We start from the raw sequence: 18,678 nt of genomic DNA, 5'->3' as shown, positions 1-18,678 counted from the left end.
CATGTTGTTCACCTTTTATGTTGGAGCGGCGGGAGGCGCGGGGGGAGCGCGCTAAGTGGTGAAAATAAAAAACGATGGGTAGGTTGGTGTCAAGTTAAACATGACAAGATGTTACTGAATTGAAATATTTATCGATTTAAACCGGTATTTGTTCGGTTTTTGCGCGTTTTTTTGCGGTTTTGATCAATTGGTGTGTTCGTAAAAATTAACGAAGTCAGCTGAGCTTTTACTCATCTGTCAGACGCATCCGAATTGTCGGTTTTTCGCCCCGGGCCCGCGCCCGGCCCCGGCGGGGGTGATACTCTTCGCTCTCTGCGTGGCCTTGGCCGCCCTCGAAGCCCCTACGGACAGCAATCGGTTCTATTCATGAAGAAATCAGTTCGCATCCTCTCCGGCCTGGCTGTTGCCATTGCCGTCGCAACCACCGCTGGCGCCTGGTATACCGGCAAGCAGCTGCCGGCAGAGCTGGACAACGCCGTGGCTCGCAGCAACGCCGAACTCAAGAAGGCGCTGGTAAGTACCGGCGGCAGCATGAGCATCGAGCGGGTGTCGCTGGAGCAGCATTTCTTCAGCAGTACTGCCCGCTACCGGCTCAAGGCCCGCGACATCAACGTGGGTGAAGGCGAGGTTGTCAACTTCGACGTGGGCGTTACTGACCAGATCGAGCACGGCCCGTTCCCCTGGTCGCGGGTCAAGTCGCTGAAGCTGATGCCGGTACTGGCGGTCAGCAACAGCACGCTGGAGAAGGACGACACGACCGCGCCGTGGTTCGCCGCTGGGGGTGACAAGGCGCCGGTCAGTGCCCAGACCAGCCTGGGCTACGGTGGCGATGTGGTAAGCCAGGTCCAGCTGGCACCGGTCAAGCTCGACGAAGCGGATGGCAACAGTATCGACTTCTCGGGCATGCAGATGGAAGTCAGTGGTGACCGGGAGGGCAAAGCCTCGAAGTTTCATGGCCATGCGGACCGCTTCGTGATGAAGCTGGTGCGCGATGACCAGCCGCCTGCCACCTTCGAGCTCAATGGCCTGAAGGTCGGGGGTAACCTGGCCGCCACGCAGCACGACGCCATCTACGTGGGCAACGTCGATCTGCTGCTGGCTGAAGCCAAGGTCACCTTGGGGCCCAGGCAGCAGGTGCTGCTGATCAAGGGCTTTGAGCAGAACGCCCTGCAGGCCCTGGACGGCCCGGATACCGTAGGTGGACATGTCGAATACAAGGTGGGCGATATCACCTGGGATGGTCGTGCGGTGGGCAAGGCCCAGATGGCGGTGAGCATCGCCTCGGTCAACGCCCCGGCGCTGCAAGCGTTGTCGAAGTGGTACCAGGCGCACCTGCCGGAATTCGAGGCCGCCGCTGCCGCCGGCCAGTCGGTGCCGCAAATCCGGATGGACGAGGCCGAGAAGGCCAGGTTCCAGGGTGACTTGCACACGTTGCTGGCTGCCAAGCCCAAGGTGGCCGTAGAGAACCTGTCGTTCAGGACCGCCAATGGCGAAAGCCGCTTCGACCTGTCGATGAACTTCGCTGCCCCGACCAGCTTCGACTTGCCGCCCGACCAGTTGAGCAAGCAGTTGATCACCGAGGTGAAAGGCAAGCTGTCGCTGTCCAAGCCGATGATGGGCGACCTGGCGACCTTGCAGGCGCTGCTGGATGGCCAGACCGATGCCCAGGCGATCGCTGCGCAATCCAGCCAGGCTGGGGAGATGGTCGGCATGATGGCGCTGCAGAGCGGCATGGCCACCGTGCAGGGCAACGATGTGGTCAGCAGCCTGCACTATGCCGACGGCATGGTCGATTTCAATGGCCGCAAGATGACCGTGGAAGAGTTTGCCATGCTCATGGCCGCGCACCTGGCGGCGCTGTCGCCGCAGGGTTGATCGATTCTCCTGTCCCGGCCCCTTCGCGGGCGCGCCCGCTCCCACAGGGTCTGCACAACTCCTGTGGGAGCGGGTGGGGCCGCGAAGAGGCCCGCACAGGCAACACAAAAACCCCTTTAGTAATCGCTGGATTATCTGTAGCCTTCGGCCTCCGATAATAATCCGCGCCCGCAGAGGGCCGTGGCGGCTTGTATGCCGTCCGGCACCCTTAGCCGATCTGCCAGGGCCGGGTGATACACTCGATTTGACGCGCACGCGCGCCTGCAGGTCCAGCGATCATGACCCAGATTTCAGAACGCCTGTTGGTTCAGGCCCACCTCGACGCCAAGCAGCCCAACCCGCTGACAGCCGAGCAGGAGGCCGAATACCGTGCGGCCATCGCTGCCGAGCTCAAGGCCCAGAACGCCGTGCTGGTTGCCCATTACTACTGCGACCCGGTCATCCAGGCGCTTGCCGAAGAAACCGGCGGCTGCGTGTCCGACTCGCTGGAAATGGCCCGCTTCGGAAAGAACCACGCTGCCGACACGGTGATTGTTGCCGGTGTGCGCTTCATGGGCGAGACAGCCAAGATCCTCACCCCGGAAAAACGCGTGCTGATGCCGACCCTGGAGGCCACCTGCTCGCTCGACCTCGGCTGCCCGGTGGAAGAGTTTTCGGCCTTCTGCGACCAGCACCCGGAACGTACCGTGGTGGTCTACGCCAACACGTCCGCTGCGGTCAAAGCCCGTGCTGACTGGGTAGTGACTTCAAGCTGCGCGCTGGAAATCGTCGAAAGCCTGATGGACAACGGCGAGACCATCATCTGGGGGCCGGACCAGCACCTGGGCCGCTATATCCAGAAGCAGACCGGCGCCGACATGCTGCTGTGGGACGGTGCCTGCATCGTTCACGAAGAGTTCAAGTCGCGCCAACTGGCCGACATGAAGGCGCTGTACCCGGACGCGGCCATTCTGGTGCACCCGGAGTCGCCAGAGTCGGTGATCGACCTGGCCGACGCGGTGGGCTCTACCAGCCAGCTGATCAAGGCGGCGCAAACCCTGCCGAACAAGACCTTCATCGTCGCAACCGACCGTGGCATCTTTTACAAGATGCAGCAGCTGTGCCCGGACAAGGAGTTCGTCGAAGCGCCCACCGCCGGTAACGGCGCGGCATGTCGCAGCTGCGCGCACTGCCCGTGGATGGCGATGAACACCCTGGAGCGGGTGCTGCATTGCTTGCGCAATGGTGGCGATGAAATCTTCGTCGACCCGGCGCTGGTGCCCAAGGCCATCAAGCCGCTGAACCGGATGCTGGACTTTACCCAGGCGGCGCGGCTGAAACTGTCCGGTAACGCCTGAGATTGCTGGGGCCGCTTTGCGGCCCTTTCGCGACACAAGGCCGCTCCTACAGGCGAATGCGATCCCGTGCAGGAGCGGCCTTGTGTCGCGAAAGGGGCGCAAAGCGCCCCCAAAATCCTCAGCGCCCCATCATTTCCCGAACCATGCGCTGCTGTTCCATGATCTCGCGCTGACGCTGGTCAATCTGCGAGGCCAGCGGGAAGTTGCCGCCCGCCCGGCGCTTGGCATAATCGAGCTGCTGGATCGCCTGGTCAAAATCCCCGACCAGAGTGAAATACTCGGCCCGCGCCCGGTGCAAACCGATGGTGTTGCCCGACAAGCCCCGTACTTCGGCCATGTCGTACCACACGTCCGGGTCATCCGGCCGGCTCTTGACCAGGTCGTTCAGCACCTTCTCCGCTTCGGCCGGCTTGTTCTGCTTCACCAGCAAATCGGCACGCACCTGTTTCAGCGGGTAATTGCCTGGGTACAGCCCCTGCATCCGCTCGGCCCGCTGCTGCGCGTCGGCCAGGCGGTTGTTGGTGATATCCAGGTCGATCTGCGCCAGGTTGTAGGTGATGTCGTTGGGTGCCTTGGCGAGCAGCGGCTTCAGCAGCTCGCGTGCTTCGTTCAACTGGCCGCCCTTGATCTGCGCCAGGGCCAGGCCATAACGCGCGGCGTCGAGCTTGGGGTCCTCGTCCAGCTGGGCGCGGAAGCGCTTGGCGGCCAGCCCCGGTGTGCCCTCGTAGGTCAGCGCCACCCGGGCGCGAATGAGCTGGTAGCGTGCGGTGTCCTCGACGCCGCCTTTGGGCGCCTGGTCGGCGCGGTTGCGGGTGTCGGCGATACGCGATTCGGTAACGGGGTGGGTCAGCAGAAATTCCGGCGGCTTGGCGTCATAGCGATACTGGCGTGCCAGGCGTTCGAACATGGTCGGCATGTTGCGCGGGTCATAGCCGGCCTTTTCCAGGTTCTGGATGCCTATGCGGTCGGCTTCCTGTTCATTCTGCCGCGAGAAGCGCCGCTGTTCCTGAATGGCCGCCGCCTGGGTACCGGCAATCATGCCGATACCTGCATCGCCAGCGCCGCCCGCCGCCAGCACGATGCCTGCCAGCAGCGCCGCCATCATCGGCAATTGCATGCGTTGCTGGGCCTCGACGCCGCGGGCGAAGTGGCGTTGCGACAAGTGCGCCAGTTCGTGGGCCAGCACCGAGGCGTACTCGCCTTCGGTCTGCGCGTTGAGGAACAAGCCGCCGTTGACCCCGACAATGCCACCCGGGGCGGCGAAGGCGTTGAGCTCGCGGCTGTCGATGAGGATGAACTCCAGGCGCCGGTCCTGCAGCTGGCTGGTCTCGGCCAGCTTGTACACGCTGGTTTCGACGTAGTCCTTGAGTTGCGGATCGTTCAGCTGGTTGACCTGGCCGCGCAGCAGGCTCAGCCAGGCGCGGCCCAGCTGGTGCTCCTGCTGCGGCGAGACGATCGCGGAACTGGCGTCCCCCAGCGATGGCAGGTCGTCAGCATGGCCGGGAAGGGCCAACAGGCAGGCCAGCGTCAGCAGGGTAGGGCGCAGTAGATTCATGCATGAAGCTCGCGTCGGTCAAAGATACCTACTGTAGCGGGCTCACACGTTGGCGACCAGTGGCGCTATTCTAGCCGGCCCGAACAAACGGCAGCCCGGCAATGCCATTGGAGAGCCCTGCGATGAGTGACACCCCGACCTGCGACGCCGAACTGGACGCCAGCGGGCTGAATTGCCCCTTGCCGTTGCTGAAGGCCAAGATGGAGCTCAACCGCCTGCCCAGCGGCGCAGTGCTGAAGGTGATCGCCACCGACGCCGGGTCCCAGCGTGACTTCCGCACTTTCGCCCGGCTGGCCGGTCATACGCTGCTGCGGGAAACGGCCGAGGCCGGCACCTACACCTACTGGCTGCGCAAGGCCTGAGTCTTACCAAGGATCGTCAATGTTCAAAGTGCTTCGCGACTGGATGCAGCGCTACTTCTCCGATGAGGAGGCAGTGGTGCTGGCGGTCCTGCTGTTCCTGGCCTTTACCGCAGTGCTTACCCTGGGCGGCATGCTCGCGCCGGTGCTGGCGGGCATGGTGCTGGCGTTTCTGATGCAGGGGCTGGTCAACGCCCTGGAGCGCCTGCGCGTACCCACGCGGTTGGCGGTGATGCTGGTGTTCGCCCTGTTCATGGGCGCACTGGCGGTGTTCATGCTGGTGCTGGTGCCGCTGCTGTGGCACCAGCTGATCACCCTGTTCAACGAGCTACCGGGCATGCTCGGCAAGTGGCAGTCGCTGCTGTTGCTGTTGCCCGAGCGCTACCCGCACCTGGTGTCGGACGAGCAGGTGCTGCATGCCATCGAGTCGGTGCGCGGTGAAATCGGCAAGTTCGGCCAGTGGGCGCTGACCTTCTCGCTGTCCAGCTTGCCGCTGCTGGTCAACGCCATGATCTACCTGGTGCTGGTGCCGATCCTGGTGTTCTTCTTCCTCAAGGACCGCGAGCTGATCGGGCGTTGGGTCAGCGGCTACCTGCCGCGCCAGCGCGCCCTACTGAACCGGGTGGGCAGCGAGATGAACCGGCAGATTGCCAACTACATCCGTGGCAAGGGCATCGAAATCCTGATTTGCGGCATTGCCACCTACATCGCCTTCATCAGCCTGGGGCTCAACTACGCCGCGCTGCTGGCGTTGCTGGTGGGGTTGTCGGTGGTGGTGCCTTACGTGGGGGCGGTGGTGGTGACCGTGCCGGTGACCTTGATCGCGTTGTTCCAGTGGGGTTGGGGTGACCAGTTCATCTACCTGATGACGGTGTACGCGATCATCCAGGCGCTGGATGGCAACGTGCTGGTACCGCTGCTGTTCTCCGAGGCGGTGAGCCTGCACCCGGTGGCGATCATCTGCGCGGTGCTGCTGTTTGGCGGGCTATGGGGGTTCTGGGGGATTTTCTTTGCCATCCCGCTGGCGACGCTGATCAAGGCGGTGCTGGATGCCTGGCCGCGGCAGGAGCCTAGCGTTTCGCCAATGCTGTGATTGTTGGGGCCGCTTTGCGGCCCTTCGCCGGCAAGCCAGCTCCTACACCGACCTCATCGCATTCAAGCCCTGTGCATTGCCTGTGGGAGCTGGCTTGCCGGCGATGGGCTGCAAGGCAGCCCCATCAATCTCAAGCCTTGTTCAGGGCTTGGGCAGCAGCCAGAACGGCATCCACATGCCCGGGTACTTTCACCCCACGCCACTCCTGGCGCAGCACACCGTCCTTGTCGATCAGGAAGGTGCTGCGGTCAACGCCCATGTATTCCTTGCCATACAGCTTCTTCAGCTTGATCACGTCGAACAGCTGGCACAGCGCCTCGTCCTTGTCGCTGATCAGTTCGAACGGGAAGCCTTGCTTGGCCTTGAAGTTCTCGTGCGACTTGATGCCGTCGCGCGAAACGCCGAACACCACGGTGTTGGCTGCGGCAAAGGCATCATGCTGGTCGCGGAAACCCTGGCCTTCGGTGGTGCAGCCCGGGGTGCTGTCCTTCGGGTAGAAGTACAGCACGACTTGCTGGCCCTTGAGTTCGGCCAGGCTGACGGGCTGCCCGCTGGTGGCCTGGGCCTGGAAGTCGGCAACGGGTTGGTCGAGTGCTACAGCCATGGTCGGTTTCCTTACATCGGGTTCTGTGGGCGCCATGGCTCGATCAGCGCATCGAGGTTCAAGGCATCGGCAAAGTCCAGGAACTGGTCACGCAGCCAGCTGATCTGGGTGCCGGCCGGCAGGATCACGGTGAACTGGGCATTGAGCATGCTGCTGCCGGTTTGCGGCGCCAGGTAGGTGTCGCAGGTCATGGCTTCGAGCTCGACGCGGTGGTCGAGGAAGAACTGGCACAGCTCGTTGATGATGTCCGGGCGATAGGCAGCGCTGACGTAGGCCACGTAAGGCAGGGCCTGGGGGCGCACCTCCTGGTCGGCGCTGCGCACCACGTCAAGGGTCAGGCCATGTTTTTTGCCCAGGCTCGGCAGCGACGCCTCAAGGCGGGCCAGGGCGTCCCAGCTGCCGCCAACCTGCAGCACCAGGGCGCTGGTCTCGCCGTGGCGGCTCAGGCGCGAGGTGACCACCGCGCAGCGGTTTTCGAAGGCAGCGCGGCTGAGGACGTTGGCCAGCTCCATGGGGTTGGGGCCCAGGGCACTGATGACAAGAAATTGTTCGCGGACGGTGGGGGTGGACATGCAGCATTCCTAAAGCGATGAGCGGTCGGCACAGGACGGGCGAAAGCCTCCTGTCGGCAGGGCCCGGGGCTCGCATGCGAGGTCGTGGACGCTGGCGGGGAGCAAGGTCGACGGCCCGGCGGGCCGCGCTGCACCGATCAAAGGGGCAAGGGTAGCGAAATAAGCCGCCGAGGGGAATGCTCCGCCCGCCTGCTTCGCTTGTGCAAGGCCGATGCCCCCAGTACCATTACCGCTCTCTTTTTCCGGCAGGAGCAGTTACATGATTGCGGGCAGTATGGTGGCACTGGTCACACCCATGGATGCACAAGGGCGTGTTGACTGGGGCAGCCTCGACAAACTTGTAGACTTCCACCTGGAAAACGGCACCCACGCAATCGTTGCGGTCGGCACCACCGGTGAGTCCGCCACGCTGGATGTCGAAGAACACATCCTGGTCATCAAGCACGTGGTCGAGCGCGTCAAGCGCAGCAAAAAACCGATCCCGGTCATCGCCGGCACGGGTGCCAACTCCACTGCCGAAGCCGTGCACCTGACCCAGAACGCCAAGAATGCCGGCGCCGACGCCTGCCTGCTGGTAGTGCCGTACTACAACAAGCCGACGCAAGAAGGCCTGTACCTGCACTTCAAGCACATCGCCGAAGCTGTCGACATCCCGCAGATCCTCTACAACGTACCCGGCCGCACCTCCTGCGACATGCAGGCCGAGACCGTGATCCGCCTGTCGACCGTGCCCAACATCATCGGTATCAAGGAAGCCACCGGCGACCTGGTCCGTGCCAAGGCCATCCTTGACGGCGTCAGCAAGGACTTCATCGTCATGTCCGGCGACGACCCGACCGCCGTCGAGCTGATCCTGATGGGCGGCAAGGGCAACATCTCCGTTACCGCCAACGTCGCCCCACGCGAAATGGCCGATCTGTGCGAGGCCGCCCTTGCGGGCAATGCCGAGAAGGCCCGCGCAATCAACGAAAAACTCATGCCGCTGCACAAAGACCTGTTCTGCGAAGCCAACCCGATTCCGGTGAAATGGGCGCTCGTCGAGATGGGCCTGATGCAAAAAGGCATTCGCCTGCCACTGACCTGGCTGAGCGAAGGCTGCCACGAAAAAGTCCGTACTGCCTTGCGCCAGTCCGGCGTACTGGTTTAAGAGGAAGTACACCGCATGAAGCGACTGGCTGGTCTTTCCGCCCTTGCCCTGATTATCTCCAGCACCAGTGGGTGTGGCTGGCTGTGGGGCGAGGATGGCTATTTCCGCGACCGCGGCAGCGATTACCTGCAGGCGCACCCCACCGCGCCGATGCAGTTGCCGCCGGACGCCAGCAGCGTCAAGCGGCTTGACCCGCTGCTGCCTATTCCGCGCAACGTCGCCGACGACAGCGCAACCGGCGAGTTCGAAGTGCCGCGCCCGCAGCCGCTGACCGGCGGCGCCCCGGTGACCGACTACAGCCTGCAGCGCAGCGGCAGCAGCCGTTGGGTGCTGGCCCAGCATTCGCCGGCCGAAGTCTGGCCGGTGGCCCGCCAGTTCTTCGAGGACAACGGCTTCCGCATTGCTGAAGAGCGCCCGCAGACCGGTGAATTCAACACCACCTGGCAGCGCTTCGATGAGCTGTCGGCATCGCTCGGCCAGCGCCTGGCCAGCACCGCCAGCAGCGCTGACAGCGAAGTGCGCGTACGTGTGCGCATGGAGCCTGGCGTGCAGCGCAACACCTCCGAGGTGTATGTGGTCAGCGTCGAGCGCCCGGCCGGCAGCACTGCCGAGCCTGCGTTCCCGTCCACTTCCGCCAACACCGGCGCCGATGCGCTGCTGGTCGACGAAATGCTTGCCAGCATGAACCGCAGCGCCGAGAAGGGCGGTTCGGTGTCGCTGCTGGCCGCGCGCGATTTCGACGCGCCAAGCCGCGTCAGCCTCAGCGAAGACGGCAGTGGCAACCCGGTGCTTTACCTTGGTGCCGACCTGGACCGCGCCTGGTCCGGCGTGGGCCGTGCCCTGGAGCAGGGGGGCGAGTGGCGTGTCGAGGACATCAACCGCAGCCTGGGCCTGTACTACATCAACCTGTCCGAAAAGCCTGACGACAAGCAGAACCAGCCGGGCTTCTTCAGCCGCCTGTTCGGCAGCGAGGCGACCAAGGAAGAGCGTGAAGCCCGCGCCGAGCGCTACCAGGTGCGCCTGAGCAAGGTGGGTGAGAGCGTGCAGGTCACGGTCGAGAAAAACATCAACACCGTGGCTCCGGCCGATGTCGCCCGCCGCGTGCTGAGCGCCATCCAGGACCACCTGGGCTAAGTGCGCTTCGCGGTACTCGGAAGCGGCAGCCAAGGGAACGGCACGCTGATCGCCAGTGGTGACACGTTCATCCTGGTCGATTGCGGCTTTTCCCTGCGCGAGACCGAGCGGCGCCTGGCGCTGCTCGGGGTGTCGCCGGCGCAGCTCAGCGCAGTCGTGGTCACTCACGAGCATGCCGACCACGTGCATGGCGTGGGTTTGCTGTCACGGCGCTACAATGTACCGGTCTACCTCAGCCAAGGGACCTTGCGTGGCATGCGCAAGCCGGTGGAGGTGGCCGGTTTTCTCGCTTGTGGCGAAACCCTGCGCATCGGCAGCCTGGAAGTCACCGCCGCGCGGGTCGAGCACGACGCCTTTGAACCGTTGCAGTACGTAATCGGCGACGGCCAGCGGCGCTTCGGCATGCTCACCGACCTGGGCTCGTACGACACGCTGTTGCTGGAGCGTTACCAGGGCCTGGATGCGTTGCTGATCGAGGCCAACCACTGTCGCGACCTGCTGGCACGCGGTCACTACCCGGCCTTCCTGAAGCGGCGGGTAGGTGGCATGCAAGGGCATTTGAACAATCACCAGGCCGCGCGCCTGGTGCACGAGTTGGGCTGGAGCAACCTGCAACACCTGGTGCTGGCCCACCTCAGCAGCAAGAACAACCTGCCACACTTGGCCCGCCAGTGCTTCGTCGACACCCTTGGGTGCGACCCGGACTGGCTCCAGGTGGCGAATCAGGAACACGGGCTCGACTGGCGCGAAATCGCCTAGCCCAACACCTCAAGCAAGCGGAGCCCAATCATGGAAAAACGCGACGAACTCTACCGCGGCAAGGCCAAATCGGTTTACAAGACCGATGACGCCGACCGCTTGATCCTGCTGTTCCGTAACGACACTTCGGCGTTCGACGGCAAGCGCATCGAACAGCTCGACCGCAAAGGCACGGTGAACAACAAGTTCAACGCCTTCATCATGCAAAAGCTCGAAGAAGCCGGCGTGCCGACCCAGTTCGACAAGCTGCTGGGCGACAACGAGTGCCTGGTGAAGAAGCTGGACATGATCCCGGTCGAATGCGTGGTGCGCAACTACGCCGCCGGCAGCCTGGTCAAGCGTCTGGGCGTGGAGGAGGGCATCAAGCTGGAGCCGTCCACCTTCGAGCTGTTCCTGAAGAACGACGAGAAGGGCGACCCCTTCATCAACGAATCCCACGTTGTCGCGTTCGGCTGGGGCACCGCCGAGCAGCTGGTGGAAATGAAAAAGCTGTCGCTGAAGGTCAACGAAGTGCTGACCAAGCTGTTCGATGACGCCGGCCTGCTGCTGGTCGACTTCAAGCTGGAGTTCGGTGTGTTCCACGGCCAGATCGTGCTGGGCGACGAGTTCAGCCCCGACGGCTGCCGCCTGTGGGACAAGGAAACCCGCAAGAAGATGGACAAGGACCGCTTCCGCCAGGGCCTGGGCGACGTGATCGAAGCCTACGAAGAAGTTGCCAAGCGCCTGGGCGTGCCGCTGTAAGCGACGCGTTCACGCAAGCGCCTGATACCACGCGACTTTTTTTAAAAAAAGGTTTGCGTTTCAAAAGAACGCTGGTATGATGCGCGGCATTGGAGAGATGCCGGAGTGGTCGAACGGGACGGATTCGAAATCCGTTGTACTGGCAACAGTACCTAGGGTTCAAATCCCTATCTCTCCGCCATATTAAAGGCCCCGAGCGCTGTATAGCCCTCGGGGCTTTTTTCGTTTGGGGGAATTTTGGGGGAATGGGGGAGCGTGTAATTCCCCCAAGCGTTCGCTATCATTCCGCCATGGCCTACTACGAGAAGCGCGGTGACGCCTGGCGTGCCCAGATCCGCCGCAAAGGATATCCAACCCTTTCCGCCACCTTTGACACCAAGGCAGAAGCCCAGCGATGGGCCGCCGAGATCGAGGGTGACATGTCGCGTGCGCGGTTTGTCGACATGCGCGAGGCTGAGAGCACCACGCTGGCCGAGGCCCTGGATCGATATCTGTCCGAGGTCACGTCGACCAAGAAGGGCGCCAGGCAGGAGCAGGTCCGCATTAAAAAGTGGAAAGAGCACAAGCTTGCCAGCAAGGGCCTTGCCGCGATCCGCTCGAGCGACATGGCCGCTTACCGCGATGCTGAGCTCAAGGAAGGCAAGTCGACGGCGACAGTCCGCCTCAACCTGGCGGTGATCAGCCACCTCTTCACGGTGGCCACCAAGGAATGGGGTATTGAAGGGCTGGCCAACCCGTGTCGGGCGATTCGGATGCCGAAGGGCAGCAAAGAAAGGGATCGGCGCCCGACGCCGGCTGAGCTCACCGCGCTGTACAAGGCAGCCGGCCAGATGAATGCACAGCTTCCTGTGTTCATTGAGTTGGCGGTGGAGACGGCGATGCGCCGGTCTGAGCTGTTGATGCTGCGCCGAGACCATGTGCGCGGCAAAGTAGCCTACCTGGAAGACACCAAGAATGGCGAGCGGCGTGCTGTGCCATTGTCCTCCCGGGCGATCGCCCTCCTAGAGGGGTTGCCCACGCCGATCGGTGGCGGCCGGTACTTCAACCTGGCGCTCAACACGATCAGCAACTACTTCCCCCGGGCCTGCGTGGCCGCTGGGATTGAAGGCCTACGTCTTCACGACCTCCGCCATGAGGCGACCAGTCGTTTCTTTGAACGCGGCTTCACTATGATGGAGGTCGCGAGTATCACGGGTCACAAGACCCTGGCGATGCTAAAGCGCTACACACACCTCAGCCCGCAGGACCTCGCTGAGAAACTCGGTTAACACAGGGAACGTTGAGTTGTCATTCAAGCCCATCGATGCTTCTGGCGCCTGCTTCGCGCGCTGCAACTTGCTCATGCTTTCAACCTTTGAACCAGGCCAGGATCACGTCAAGGATGATATCTGTCGGTCCGTTCTGGTCATGGCGGTCAGTGCGGTCGATTCGTATATGCACTGGCTGGTTTACGACAAACTATCTGATGTTCGAAAGGGGAAGGACCTCCCTCCGGCATTGGCTAAGTTGGCTGTTCCCTTTTCGAGCATGGCGCATCTGGCTGACTCGGTAGTAGAGAATAGGAACAAGATTCGCCCTTGGGTGCAGGTAAAGAATGCTATGCAGAAAAAGCTGCTATCGGAGACTTTCCAGTCATTCGACCAGCTGAGTGTGGCGATGTCCATGGCAGGTATTAGCGGCGGCTGGAGGAAGATTTCCGAGCAACTTGGAGAGCCAACGGCTGCACTCAAGGCTCGGCTGAATCACATAGTTCACAGGCGTAATCAGATTGTTCATGAGGGTGACATCATGAGGAAATCCAGACCGCGACATGTGGTGTTCAATGACATCAGCGTTGACCAGACGATTGAAGATGTTGACTGGCTGGACGATTTGGTCACGGCTATTGATTTGATCCGCTAGGCCACACGTAGAGGCGGCGGAGCTTTCCGCTTGCGACCAGGCTTTGGCTTCTGATGCTCTCCATCCCTAAACTCGCGAAGGAACTTGCGCACGTCCTCTTTCAGCCAGCAGTGCCGGTTGCCCATCTTGAAGCTCTTGGGCAGCCACGGTACCCCACGGCGAATTCCTTCCCTGATCGACGCCTCGGTGCGGCCCAGCAGCTTGGCCAGGCCCTCGACCGTCAGCACCTCGGTTTCTTCGCTCATTCCGTCCTCCCGACCTGACGCGCCAGATTCTGGTTGTCACGCTGATCTGTCACGTCAATTGCCTTCAGTTCATTGATTACTGATTCGATACCGGCGACATAGCTGCCAGGCCGGCCTACCGTTGCTCCGGCCAATCGGTCTACTACTACCTGGGCCGGCGAACCCTGCAGCGAGGCGACCAGGTCAACGGCCCAGCGCCTCGCCTCCAGGTACATGAGGCGGTTGATTGGCCCAATTGCAGGCATTGCTACGCCTGAGGTCTTGATGCCTTGGTCGACGGCATGCGGAGCTGGTGCCTTTGCGGCCGATCTCGACACTACCGAGTTGATCCGCCCGCGGCCCCGCTTGAGCCCCATCGACTCGATGATCTCCATCGCTGCCTGACTGACATCCCGCTTGCTCATGAAGCCCCCCGGAAGTGGTCGGCCAACACCCGGCGCCCGTCCAGGCCGCAGGCAGCGGACAGGTCGAGGACCTGCCCAAAGGTTGTGTCGCGCTGCTGCAGAGCATCCCACAGCAGCAGGAGCAGGCCGGCCTGGCTCATGGCTGCTGCTCCTGCACCACCTGCTGCTCCAAGGCCTCCAGACGCAGAGCGGTATCGATCTCCTGATCCAGTTCTTCGGCGGAGAGCCAGTTGTCGCCGCGCACCACCAGCAGGTCTTCATCTGGATCTTCGATGCGCTCACGGTCACGCAGCAACCGGTACCGGCGTGCGTCGGCCACCAGCTTGACGTGGTCGTCGATACCGAACGCCTTGCAGAAGGCTGGCTGACCCTTCTCGGCCATATAGCGCATGGCGTCGTTGATGTCGCTGAACTGCAGGTCGCCTTCCACCACAACGTGACGAAGCGCGACCGACAGGAAGTCCAGCACCTGCACATCGGTCCAAGGCGTGTACACAGCCACCATCTGCGGAGCACCGCCGGCACGGGCAAGGGCCTTCTCAAGCTCCCATTGCAAGTCGCCCTCGCTGGCGCCAGCGATCACGGCCAGGCCGTTGCCCAATTGCACATATGCCTCAAGCCGCACGTAGGATTTGATCTCCTCCAGCGTGTGACCGTCGGCAGGGCGCACCACCAGGGTGATACGGTCAGGCGACTGCATGTGGAGTCCCCTTAGCATCTGCTGCCTTGGCGAGCGCATCGAGGAGGGCGTTGACGCGCGCACGCCCATCCAGCTCGTTGCGGATCGCGGTGACGATCAAGCTGTTCATGCTGCGGTCATCTGCGTTGGCTGCCGCTGCAACCTGGTCACGCATACCGTCAGGCAAGCGCACTACGAATTTGTCCGCTTCGCGGGAGCCGTATTCAAAGCTCATGGCTCACCTCCTCTCCCTTTTGCGCCTGAATGCGCTCGTAGATTTCCTGGCGGTGCACTTCAACGTCCGCCGGCGCTTCAACACCCAGGCGAACCTGCATGCGGTTGACGCCAAGGACGGTGACGCTGATGTCGTCGTTGATGCGGATGGTTTCGCCTACGCGGCGAGTTAGGATCAACATGGTCAAACTCCTTGTAGGGGAGGGCGGCGATTGCCGCCCTTCAATTCACTGTGTTGTGCGCAGTTCGTTGCGTGGCACCCAGCCGCCGGTGGTTTTCACCATGCAGCCGACGTAGGGCGCGAACTTGGTGTGCCGCTCAGTCTGGTAGCCGTACCATTGGCAAGCCCCCCCAGTTCACAGCGGCGGCGATTGAGAGTGCGCACAGGGCAAGCCCTACAACCGCGCCCAGGCCAATGTGCTTGCGCTTCAAGCCTCGATACCGAAGTCTTTGGGGCGCAAGCCCAGCTGCACACCAACCTCGGCCAGGACCTTGAGTTCTTCGGGGCTGATATTTCCGTCGCCCTCGGCAACGGTGATCATGTTCACGAACACCTCCTCGGCATCGAGAGGGTTGTTCTTGATGTCCGCGATCTCGCGCATGATGTTCATGCGTCCCAGGCGGAAACCGGCCTGCAGTTGCTCGGTGAAGAGGTTCACGGTGGCGGTGATCTCTTGGCCGAAGTGCTCCAGGTTCTTGTTTGCCCGGATCTGAATGTCGATCTGAGCCGCCTCGTTCTTGCTGATCTCGCCGTCAGCCGCCGCCACCAGCAGGCAGCCACCGACGATGGCTTGCATCAGGTCACGGTTTTCCAGCTTCTTGACTGCGCGCTTGGCGCCGAACAGTTTCTTTCCAATACCGAACATGGGTCTTTCCTCTTGGGTTGGTGGAGCTTTCTTCAAGCAAGCCGGTGGCCTGCCGCGTTTGTTGGCTTTCGCAAAATCAGGGTTGGATCAGGTCAGGCGGGTAGCGTCACGCCACCGCCAGGGCGCACTCAGCGCGCCGGGTTGCGATACGGGTTTCAACCTTGCGTTCGCCTTGACGGCGTACGCGTGTGAATTCGTCAGCGCTGGATACGGAATGCCCAACCAGCACAGCGCAGATAGTCAAGACCATCGGGGAAATCAGGCCTCTTCGCATCGCTTCTGCCACGAGCTGCGCACGCTTGATCACACCTAGTTTGGTGCTGGCCGCAAGCAAGCGCTTGTCGATGGTGTCCTTGGCTATACCGAGCTCACGGGCTGCTTCTTTGCTTGTCAGCCCGCATGCCACGGCCATGACGCACTGAAGCTCGCGTTCCGCTAAGCCCAGCCCAAGGCTGCCAGTCCAATTACCGAAGGTCAGTGCGTTCATGTGATTCGCTCCGTGCGAGTTAGTTGATGTGGCGAATAATGGTTTCCCTTTATTAGCATGTCAACAGGTATACCTTTATTTTTTTGCGGTACTTCCATCGGCCAGTATCGCTTGGGTACCCTTTGCTGTATGGATATACAGTAATCAGGAGAAGGTTGTGGCCAAGCAAAAAAAACAAGCGGCAGAGCAGCGCACGGAGATGACAGGCATGGAACGCTTGGTCTTGAGGATTTCTTCGATGATCAATCACCCGATAGCTCAGACCCAGAGGTGGGTCACAATTCACCAGCTTGATACTGATAGCGATCAGAATTGGGAGGAGGTCATGAGCATGATTGCTGAAACCCCTGGGATAGATATGACCTTCAGCGATGATGGAAGCGTGACGCTTCAGTGGGAGGCCGATGAAGAGCAGACCTCCACCTTGGCGATGGAGGGGGTAGAAGCCGAAGAGGAGGTAGTTTCCCCGTTTTAAGGGTGCTTTTGAGCGCTGGGCCCCAGGCTCGGCGCGTTACAGCAGGTTGCCATTCCAGACGTATAGGACCTTTGCCTGGATGTAGGTCTCTTCCTTACGGATCATCCTGTCCTTATGTTTCGGGTTGTCGGAGATCATCTCAAAGTGGTCTTCGTCTGCAACCTGGAGGCGCTTGATGTACTCATGGCCGCACCAGGAGATGAAATACACTCCATCGCCGATGAACTCGCGAACAGTCACGTCGACAATCAACGGGTCGCGGTCCTTGATGGTTGGAGCCATTGATTGACCCCATCCAGTGACTAGCTTGAGGTGATGTGGCTCTTTGAAGTCAAGCCCCAGTTCCCGCAGGTGGCTCAAGCTGACGCGAACGTCTTTGAGCATTTCTGGGTAGTCGTGCGTCACTTGGCCGCCACCCATTGCTCCCCGCACGTCATAGTGTGCAATTCTGATCATATCGCCGGAGGAGCCACGTTTGGCCACCACCTTTGCAGAGCTGTCGCTAGGGTGTGAGTCGGTCTCTTCGGCAGCCTGAAGCAGACGATTGCGCGCCTCTTCCGACAGGCCCGAGCCCGTTTTCTCCAGCATCTGCCTGACCATATCAGCAGCCGAGAGCTTCTGTATCTCCTCTCCGACGAGAGCGTAGCCATCCTCAGTTGGCCTGGGGATGCTACCCACTCCCTCCGCTAACCAAAGCGCATCAACCCCGCAGATCTGGGCGATCTTCACCAGGTGGCTACTGGATCGGGAGAGCCCCCTCTCGATTTCCGAGATTGAGGCTTGCGCGATGCCTGCCCTTTCGGCCAGCTCGGTCTGTGTAAGCCCTTTCAGGCGGCGGGCGTGTTTGAGTCGATCTTTGAGTTCCATAACGCACCAATCTAATGGTTAGCCTTTTTCCTTGCAAAAAGGTATGCCTCTAAAATACAGTAAAGGCATACCTCTATTCGGCGTTAAGCCCATGAATGAAATCTTCAATGACCTGGTCAAGTTTTTTGGCGGCCAGGTGGCAACAGCGAAAGCGCTCGGCGTGACGCAAGGTACTGTCAGCGGCTGGGTGCGCGGCGTCCATGGGTGCTCTGCTGATATGGCGCTAATCATTCAGGCCAAAACTCATGGGCGGTTCGCCGCTTCGTGCATTCGTCCATCGCTGGCGGAATCTCTTCCGACCTTGGAACAAAAGGTACCAGCAAGAGGCCATCACGCGCAGACCAACGAATCTGCTGTGAATTCATCCAGTACGGCGCTGGCGAGCTTATGAGCGCCTGCGCTGCCCAGTTTTTGTTGTCGGGCTGACTTTTCAGCAGGCAACAAAAAACCCGCTTGCCGGCGGGTTCTTTAAATCCGGTCCCTTGCCGGGGACCTTCTTGAATCTTCGTCACTTGGAGACGATTTCATGCACCCAAAAAATAACACCACGGCTTCAAGCGCGCAAGAGAGCGTGCTTGCCAGTCTGCTGGTGACCCGAGTATCAGAATTCAGCCCGGTCAGCGGTGGCAGTCTGTTTGCCGTTGTAGAAGGTATCAGCTGCGGTGACGCTATGAATGTGGCAAGTGCCAGCCTTTCCTCTGCCGAGGCTCTACTCGGCGACCTGGTTGCCGACGGCGACAGCGTGCATCAAGCCTATGCAATTCGGGCCCTGGTGCGCGAGGCCAAGGCGTTGATCGACTCTAGCGTTGTTTCGGTTGAGCTAGCGGAGGGGGCACGATGAAACACACCCCTGAAACCGTTGATCATCCTTTCTCAGTGCACGGCCTGCATGATGTTCTGCAAGCTGCCGGAGGCATACCAGTTCACGAATCGCTTGATGCAGCAATTGATCGACTTCAAGTGGCAATTGGTGGTGTTCGTGAGCTTATGCAAATCTCCTCGATATCGATCCAGGCGTCCTTGGTTTTCTTTGCGGCAGAAAGCGCCCTAGCGCTGGTTATCGCTGCGCATGCCGGTGTTGCGCCGCAGAATGAAAGCGCCCAACGCGCGCCACACAAACCTGCCTCGCTAGTTCGTCGCGCGGGAGGTGCGGCATGAACCAAGTTATCCCAGCATGGCAGCCAGATGGCCTGCACGGCGAGATCGTCAGTGACGTTACCCTCACCGCAGCCGACATCGCACGCTTCAACGAAGCCCGCGAGTCTTTCAAGTTGATCAAAGCCTTGTACTGGGCGCATGTGGTGCCCTCGCTCGGCGGATTCGACAATCCTGTAGCCGGCGAA

Annotated in this window: 26 protein-coding genes, 1 tRNA gene and 1 pseudogene; 16 read left to right on the top strand and 12 right to left on the bottom strand. The window is 61.4% G+C overall.

The window, feature by feature from the left end; translation table 11 throughout:
* The first annotated feature begins 366 nt into the window (after positions 1–366).
* A complete protein-coding gene (locus HP547_RS03165) occupies positions 367–1,875 on the top strand; it encodes a YdgA family protein (RefSeq protein ID WP_172285492.1) in 1,509 nt (502 codons plus the stop codon).
* A 278-nt stretch (positions 1,876–2,153) separates the two neighbouring features.
* Complete coding sequence (nadA, locus tag HP547_RS03160; RefSeq protein ID WP_172219397.1) at positions 2,154–3,212, top strand: quinolinate synthase NadA; 1,059 nt, start codon at positions 2,154–2,156, stop codon at positions 3,210–3,212.
* A 118-nt stretch (positions 3,213–3,330) separates the two neighbouring features.
* Here the strand turns inward: nadA and HP547_RS03155 are convergent, their stop codons facing one another.
* On the bottom strand, positions 3,331–4,767 hold the full coding sequence (locus HP547_RS03155; RefSeq protein WP_172219399.1) for a M48 family metalloprotease: 1,437 nt from the start codon (positions 4,765–4,767) through the stop codon (positions 3,331–3,333).
* Between the two features lie 122 nt (positions 4,768–4,889).
* Between HP547_RS03155 and HP547_RS03150 the strand changes: the two genes are divergently transcribed.
* Both HP547_RS03150 and HP547_RS03145 read left to right on the top strand, forming a co-directional pair.
* Entirely contained in the window at positions 4,890–5,129 is a 240-nt protein-coding gene (locus tag HP547_RS03150; RefSeq protein ID WP_172219401.1) for a sulfurtransferase TusA family protein, read from the top strand.
* Positions 5,130–5,148: 19 nt separating this feature from the next.
* Positions 5,149–6,219 (top strand): AI-2E family transporter, encoded by a 1,071-nt coding sequence (locus HP547_RS03145; RefSeq protein ID WP_016488640.1) that lies wholly within the window; start codon positions 5,149–5,151, stop codon positions 6,217–6,219.
* A gap of 130 nt (positions 6,220–6,349) precedes the next feature.
* Here the strand turns inward: HP547_RS03145 and HP547_RS03140 are convergent, their stop codons facing one another.
* Positions 6,350–6,823: a peroxiredoxin gene (locus tag HP547_RS03140; RefSeq protein ID WP_172285491.1), complete on the bottom strand. Its 474-nt coding sequence runs from the start codon at positions 6,821–6,823 to the stop codon at positions 6,350–6,352.
* An 11-nt stretch (positions 6,824–6,834) separates the two neighbouring features.
* Positions 6,835–7,395 (bottom strand): glycine cleavage system protein R, encoded by a 561-nt coding sequence (locus tag HP547_RS03135; protein ID WP_172219404.1) that lies wholly within the window; start codon positions 7,393–7,395, stop codon positions 6,835–6,837.
* A gap of 259 nt (positions 7,396–7,654) precedes the next feature.
* Here HP547_RS03135 and dapA point away from each other — a divergent pair, with 259 nt between their 5' ends.
* The 7 genes from dapA (at position 7,655) to HP547_RS03100 (ending at position 13,078) form a co-directional block, all read left to right on the top strand.
* Positions 7,655–8,542: a 4-hydroxy-tetrahydrodipicolinate synthase gene (gene dapA / locus HP547_RS03130; protein ID WP_172219405.1), complete on the top strand. Its 888-nt coding sequence runs from the start codon at positions 7,655–7,657 to the stop codon at positions 8,540–8,542.
* Positions 8,543–8,557: 15 nt separating this feature from the next.
* The gene (gene bamC, locus HP547_RS03125) at positions 8,558–9,676 is read left to right on the top strand and encodes an outer membrane protein assembly factor BamC (RefSeq protein WP_172219407.1); all 1,119 of its coding nucleotides are present in this window, start codon (positions 8,558–8,560) and stop codon (positions 9,674–9,676) included.
* Positions 9,677–10,435, top strand: a complete 759-nt coding sequence (locus HP547_RS03120; protein WP_172219408.1) for an MBL fold metallo-hydrolase — start codon at positions 9,677–9,679, stop codon at positions 10,433–10,435.
* Positions 10,436–10,465: 30 nt separating this feature from the next.
* Positions 10,466–11,176: a phosphoribosylaminoimidazolesuccinocarboxamide synthase gene (gene purC / locus HP547_RS03115; RefSeq protein ID WP_016498342.1), complete on the top strand. Its 711-nt coding sequence runs from the start codon at positions 10,466–10,468 to the stop codon at positions 11,174–11,176.
* A 91-nt stretch (positions 11,177–11,267) separates the two neighbouring features.
* Positions 11,268–11,357, top strand: a tRNA-Ser gene (locus HP547_RS03110).
* 109 nt (positions 11,358–11,466) lie between these two features.
* Positions 11,467–12,444, top strand: a complete 978-nt coding sequence (locus tag HP547_RS03105; RefSeq protein WP_172285490.1) for a site-specific integrase — start codon at positions 11,467–11,469, stop codon at positions 12,442–12,444.
* A 16-nt stretch (positions 12,445–12,460) separates the two neighbouring features.
* The gene (locus HP547_RS03100; RefSeq protein ID WP_172285489.1) at positions 12,461–13,078 is read left to right on the top strand and encodes a HEPN domain-containing protein; all 618 of its coding nucleotides are present in this window, start codon (positions 12,461–12,463) and stop codon (positions 13,076–13,078) included.
* Here HP547_RS03100 and HP547_RS03095 read toward each other — a convergent pair.
* The 8 genes from HP547_RS03095 to HP547_RS03060 form a co-directional block, all read right to left on the bottom strand.
* Complete coding sequence (locus HP547_RS03095) at positions 13,075–13,323, bottom strand: AlpA family transcriptional regulator (RefSeq protein ID WP_172285488.1); 249 nt, start codon at positions 13,321–13,323, stop codon at positions 13,075–13,077. The two genes, HP547_RS03100 and HP547_RS03095, sit on opposite strands and share 4 nt — an antisense overlap.
* Positions 13,320–13,727: a hypothetical protein gene (locus HP547_RS03090; protein ID WP_172285487.1), complete on the bottom strand. Its 408-nt coding sequence runs from the start codon at positions 13,725–13,727 to the stop codon at positions 13,320–13,322. Before HP547_RS03090 ends, HP547_RS03095 begins: the two co-directional genes overlap by 4 nt.
* Positions 13,724–13,867 (bottom strand): hypothetical protein, encoded by a 144-nt coding sequence (locus HP547_RS03085; protein WP_172285486.1) that lies wholly within the window; start codon positions 13,865–13,867, stop codon positions 13,724–13,726. Before HP547_RS03085 ends, HP547_RS03090 begins: the two co-directional genes overlap by 4 nt.
* Entirely contained in the window at positions 13,864–14,427 is a 564-nt protein-coding gene (locus HP547_RS29445) for a hypothetical protein (RefSeq protein WP_256676242.1), read from the bottom strand. Before HP547_RS29445 ends, HP547_RS03085 begins: the two co-directional genes overlap by 4 nt.
* On the bottom strand, positions 14,414–14,641 hold the full coding sequence (locus HP547_RS03075; protein ID WP_172232703.1) for a YlcI/YnfO family protein: 228 nt from the start codon (positions 14,639–14,641) through the stop codon (positions 14,414–14,416). The genes HP547_RS29445 and HP547_RS03075 overlap by 14 nt, the downstream gene beginning before the upstream one ends.
* Entirely contained in the window at positions 14,631–14,822 is a 192-nt protein-coding gene (csrA, locus tag HP547_RS03070; protein WP_172285485.1) for a carbon storage regulator CsrA, read from the bottom strand. Before csrA ends, HP547_RS03075 begins: the two co-directional genes overlap by 11 nt.
* Positions 14,823–15,068: 246 nt before the next feature.
* A complete protein-coding gene (locus HP547_RS03065) occupies positions 15,069–15,506 on the bottom strand; it encodes a tellurite resistance TerB family protein (protein WP_016489238.1) in 438 nt (145 codons plus the stop codon).
* Between the two features lie 106 nt (positions 15,507–15,612).
* Entirely contained in the window at positions 15,613–15,993 is a 381-nt protein-coding gene (locus HP547_RS03060) for a LuxR C-terminal-related transcriptional regulator (RefSeq protein WP_172285484.1), read from the bottom strand.
* Between the two features lie 157 nt (positions 15,994–16,150).
* Between HP547_RS03060 and HP547_RS03055 the strand changes: the two genes are divergently transcribed.
* Positions 16,151–16,468: a DUF1654 domain-containing protein gene (locus HP547_RS03055; RefSeq protein WP_172285483.1), complete on the top strand. Its 318-nt coding sequence runs from the start codon at positions 16,151–16,153 to the stop codon at positions 16,466–16,468.
* A 36-nt stretch (positions 16,469–16,504) separates the two neighbouring features.
* Here the strand turns inward: HP547_RS03055 and HP547_RS03050 are convergent, their stop codons facing one another.
* Complete coding sequence (locus tag HP547_RS03050) at positions 16,505–17,335, bottom strand: XRE family transcriptional regulator (RefSeq protein WP_172285482.1); 831 nt, start codon at positions 17,333–17,335, stop codon at positions 16,505–16,507.
* Positions 17,336–17,426: 91 nt separating this feature from the next.
* On the opposite strand from HP547_RS03050, the gene HP547_RS03045 reads away from it, so the two are divergent.
* The 4 genes and pseudogenes from HP547_RS03045 to HP547_RS03030 all read left to right on the top strand — a co-directional run.
* A complete protein-coding gene (locus tag HP547_RS03045; protein ID WP_172285481.1) occupies positions 17,427–17,726 on the top strand; it encodes a Cro/CI family transcriptional regulator in 300 nt (99 codons plus the stop codon).
* Between the two features lie 135 nt (positions 17,727–17,861).
* Positions 17,862–18,176, top strand: coding sequence for a hypothetical protein (locus HP547_RS03040; RefSeq protein ID WP_172285480.1), 315 nt, complete (start codon positions 17,862–17,864; stop codon positions 18,174–18,176).
* Positions 18,173–18,493 (top strand): hypothetical protein, encoded by a 321-nt coding sequence (locus HP547_RS03035; RefSeq protein WP_172285479.1) that lies wholly within the window; start codon positions 18,173–18,175, stop codon positions 18,491–18,493. The genes HP547_RS03040 and HP547_RS03035 overlap by 4 nt, the downstream gene beginning before the upstream one ends.
* A pseudogene (locus HP547_RS03030) lies at positions 18,490–18,678 on the top strand (hypothetical protein); the annotation flags it as partial. The gene HP547_RS03035 and the pseudogene HP547_RS03030, both read left to right, overlap by 4 nt.

It is taken from the genome of Pseudomonas sp. CM27, from assembly GCF_013179515.1.
Taxonomy (GTDB): domain Bacteria; phylum Pseudomonadota; class Gammaproteobacteria; order Pseudomonadales; family Pseudomonadaceae; genus Aquipseudomonas.
The sequence above is the reverse complement of the archived record's forward strand: the minus strand, read 5'-3'. Positions and strand labels throughout refer to the sequence as shown.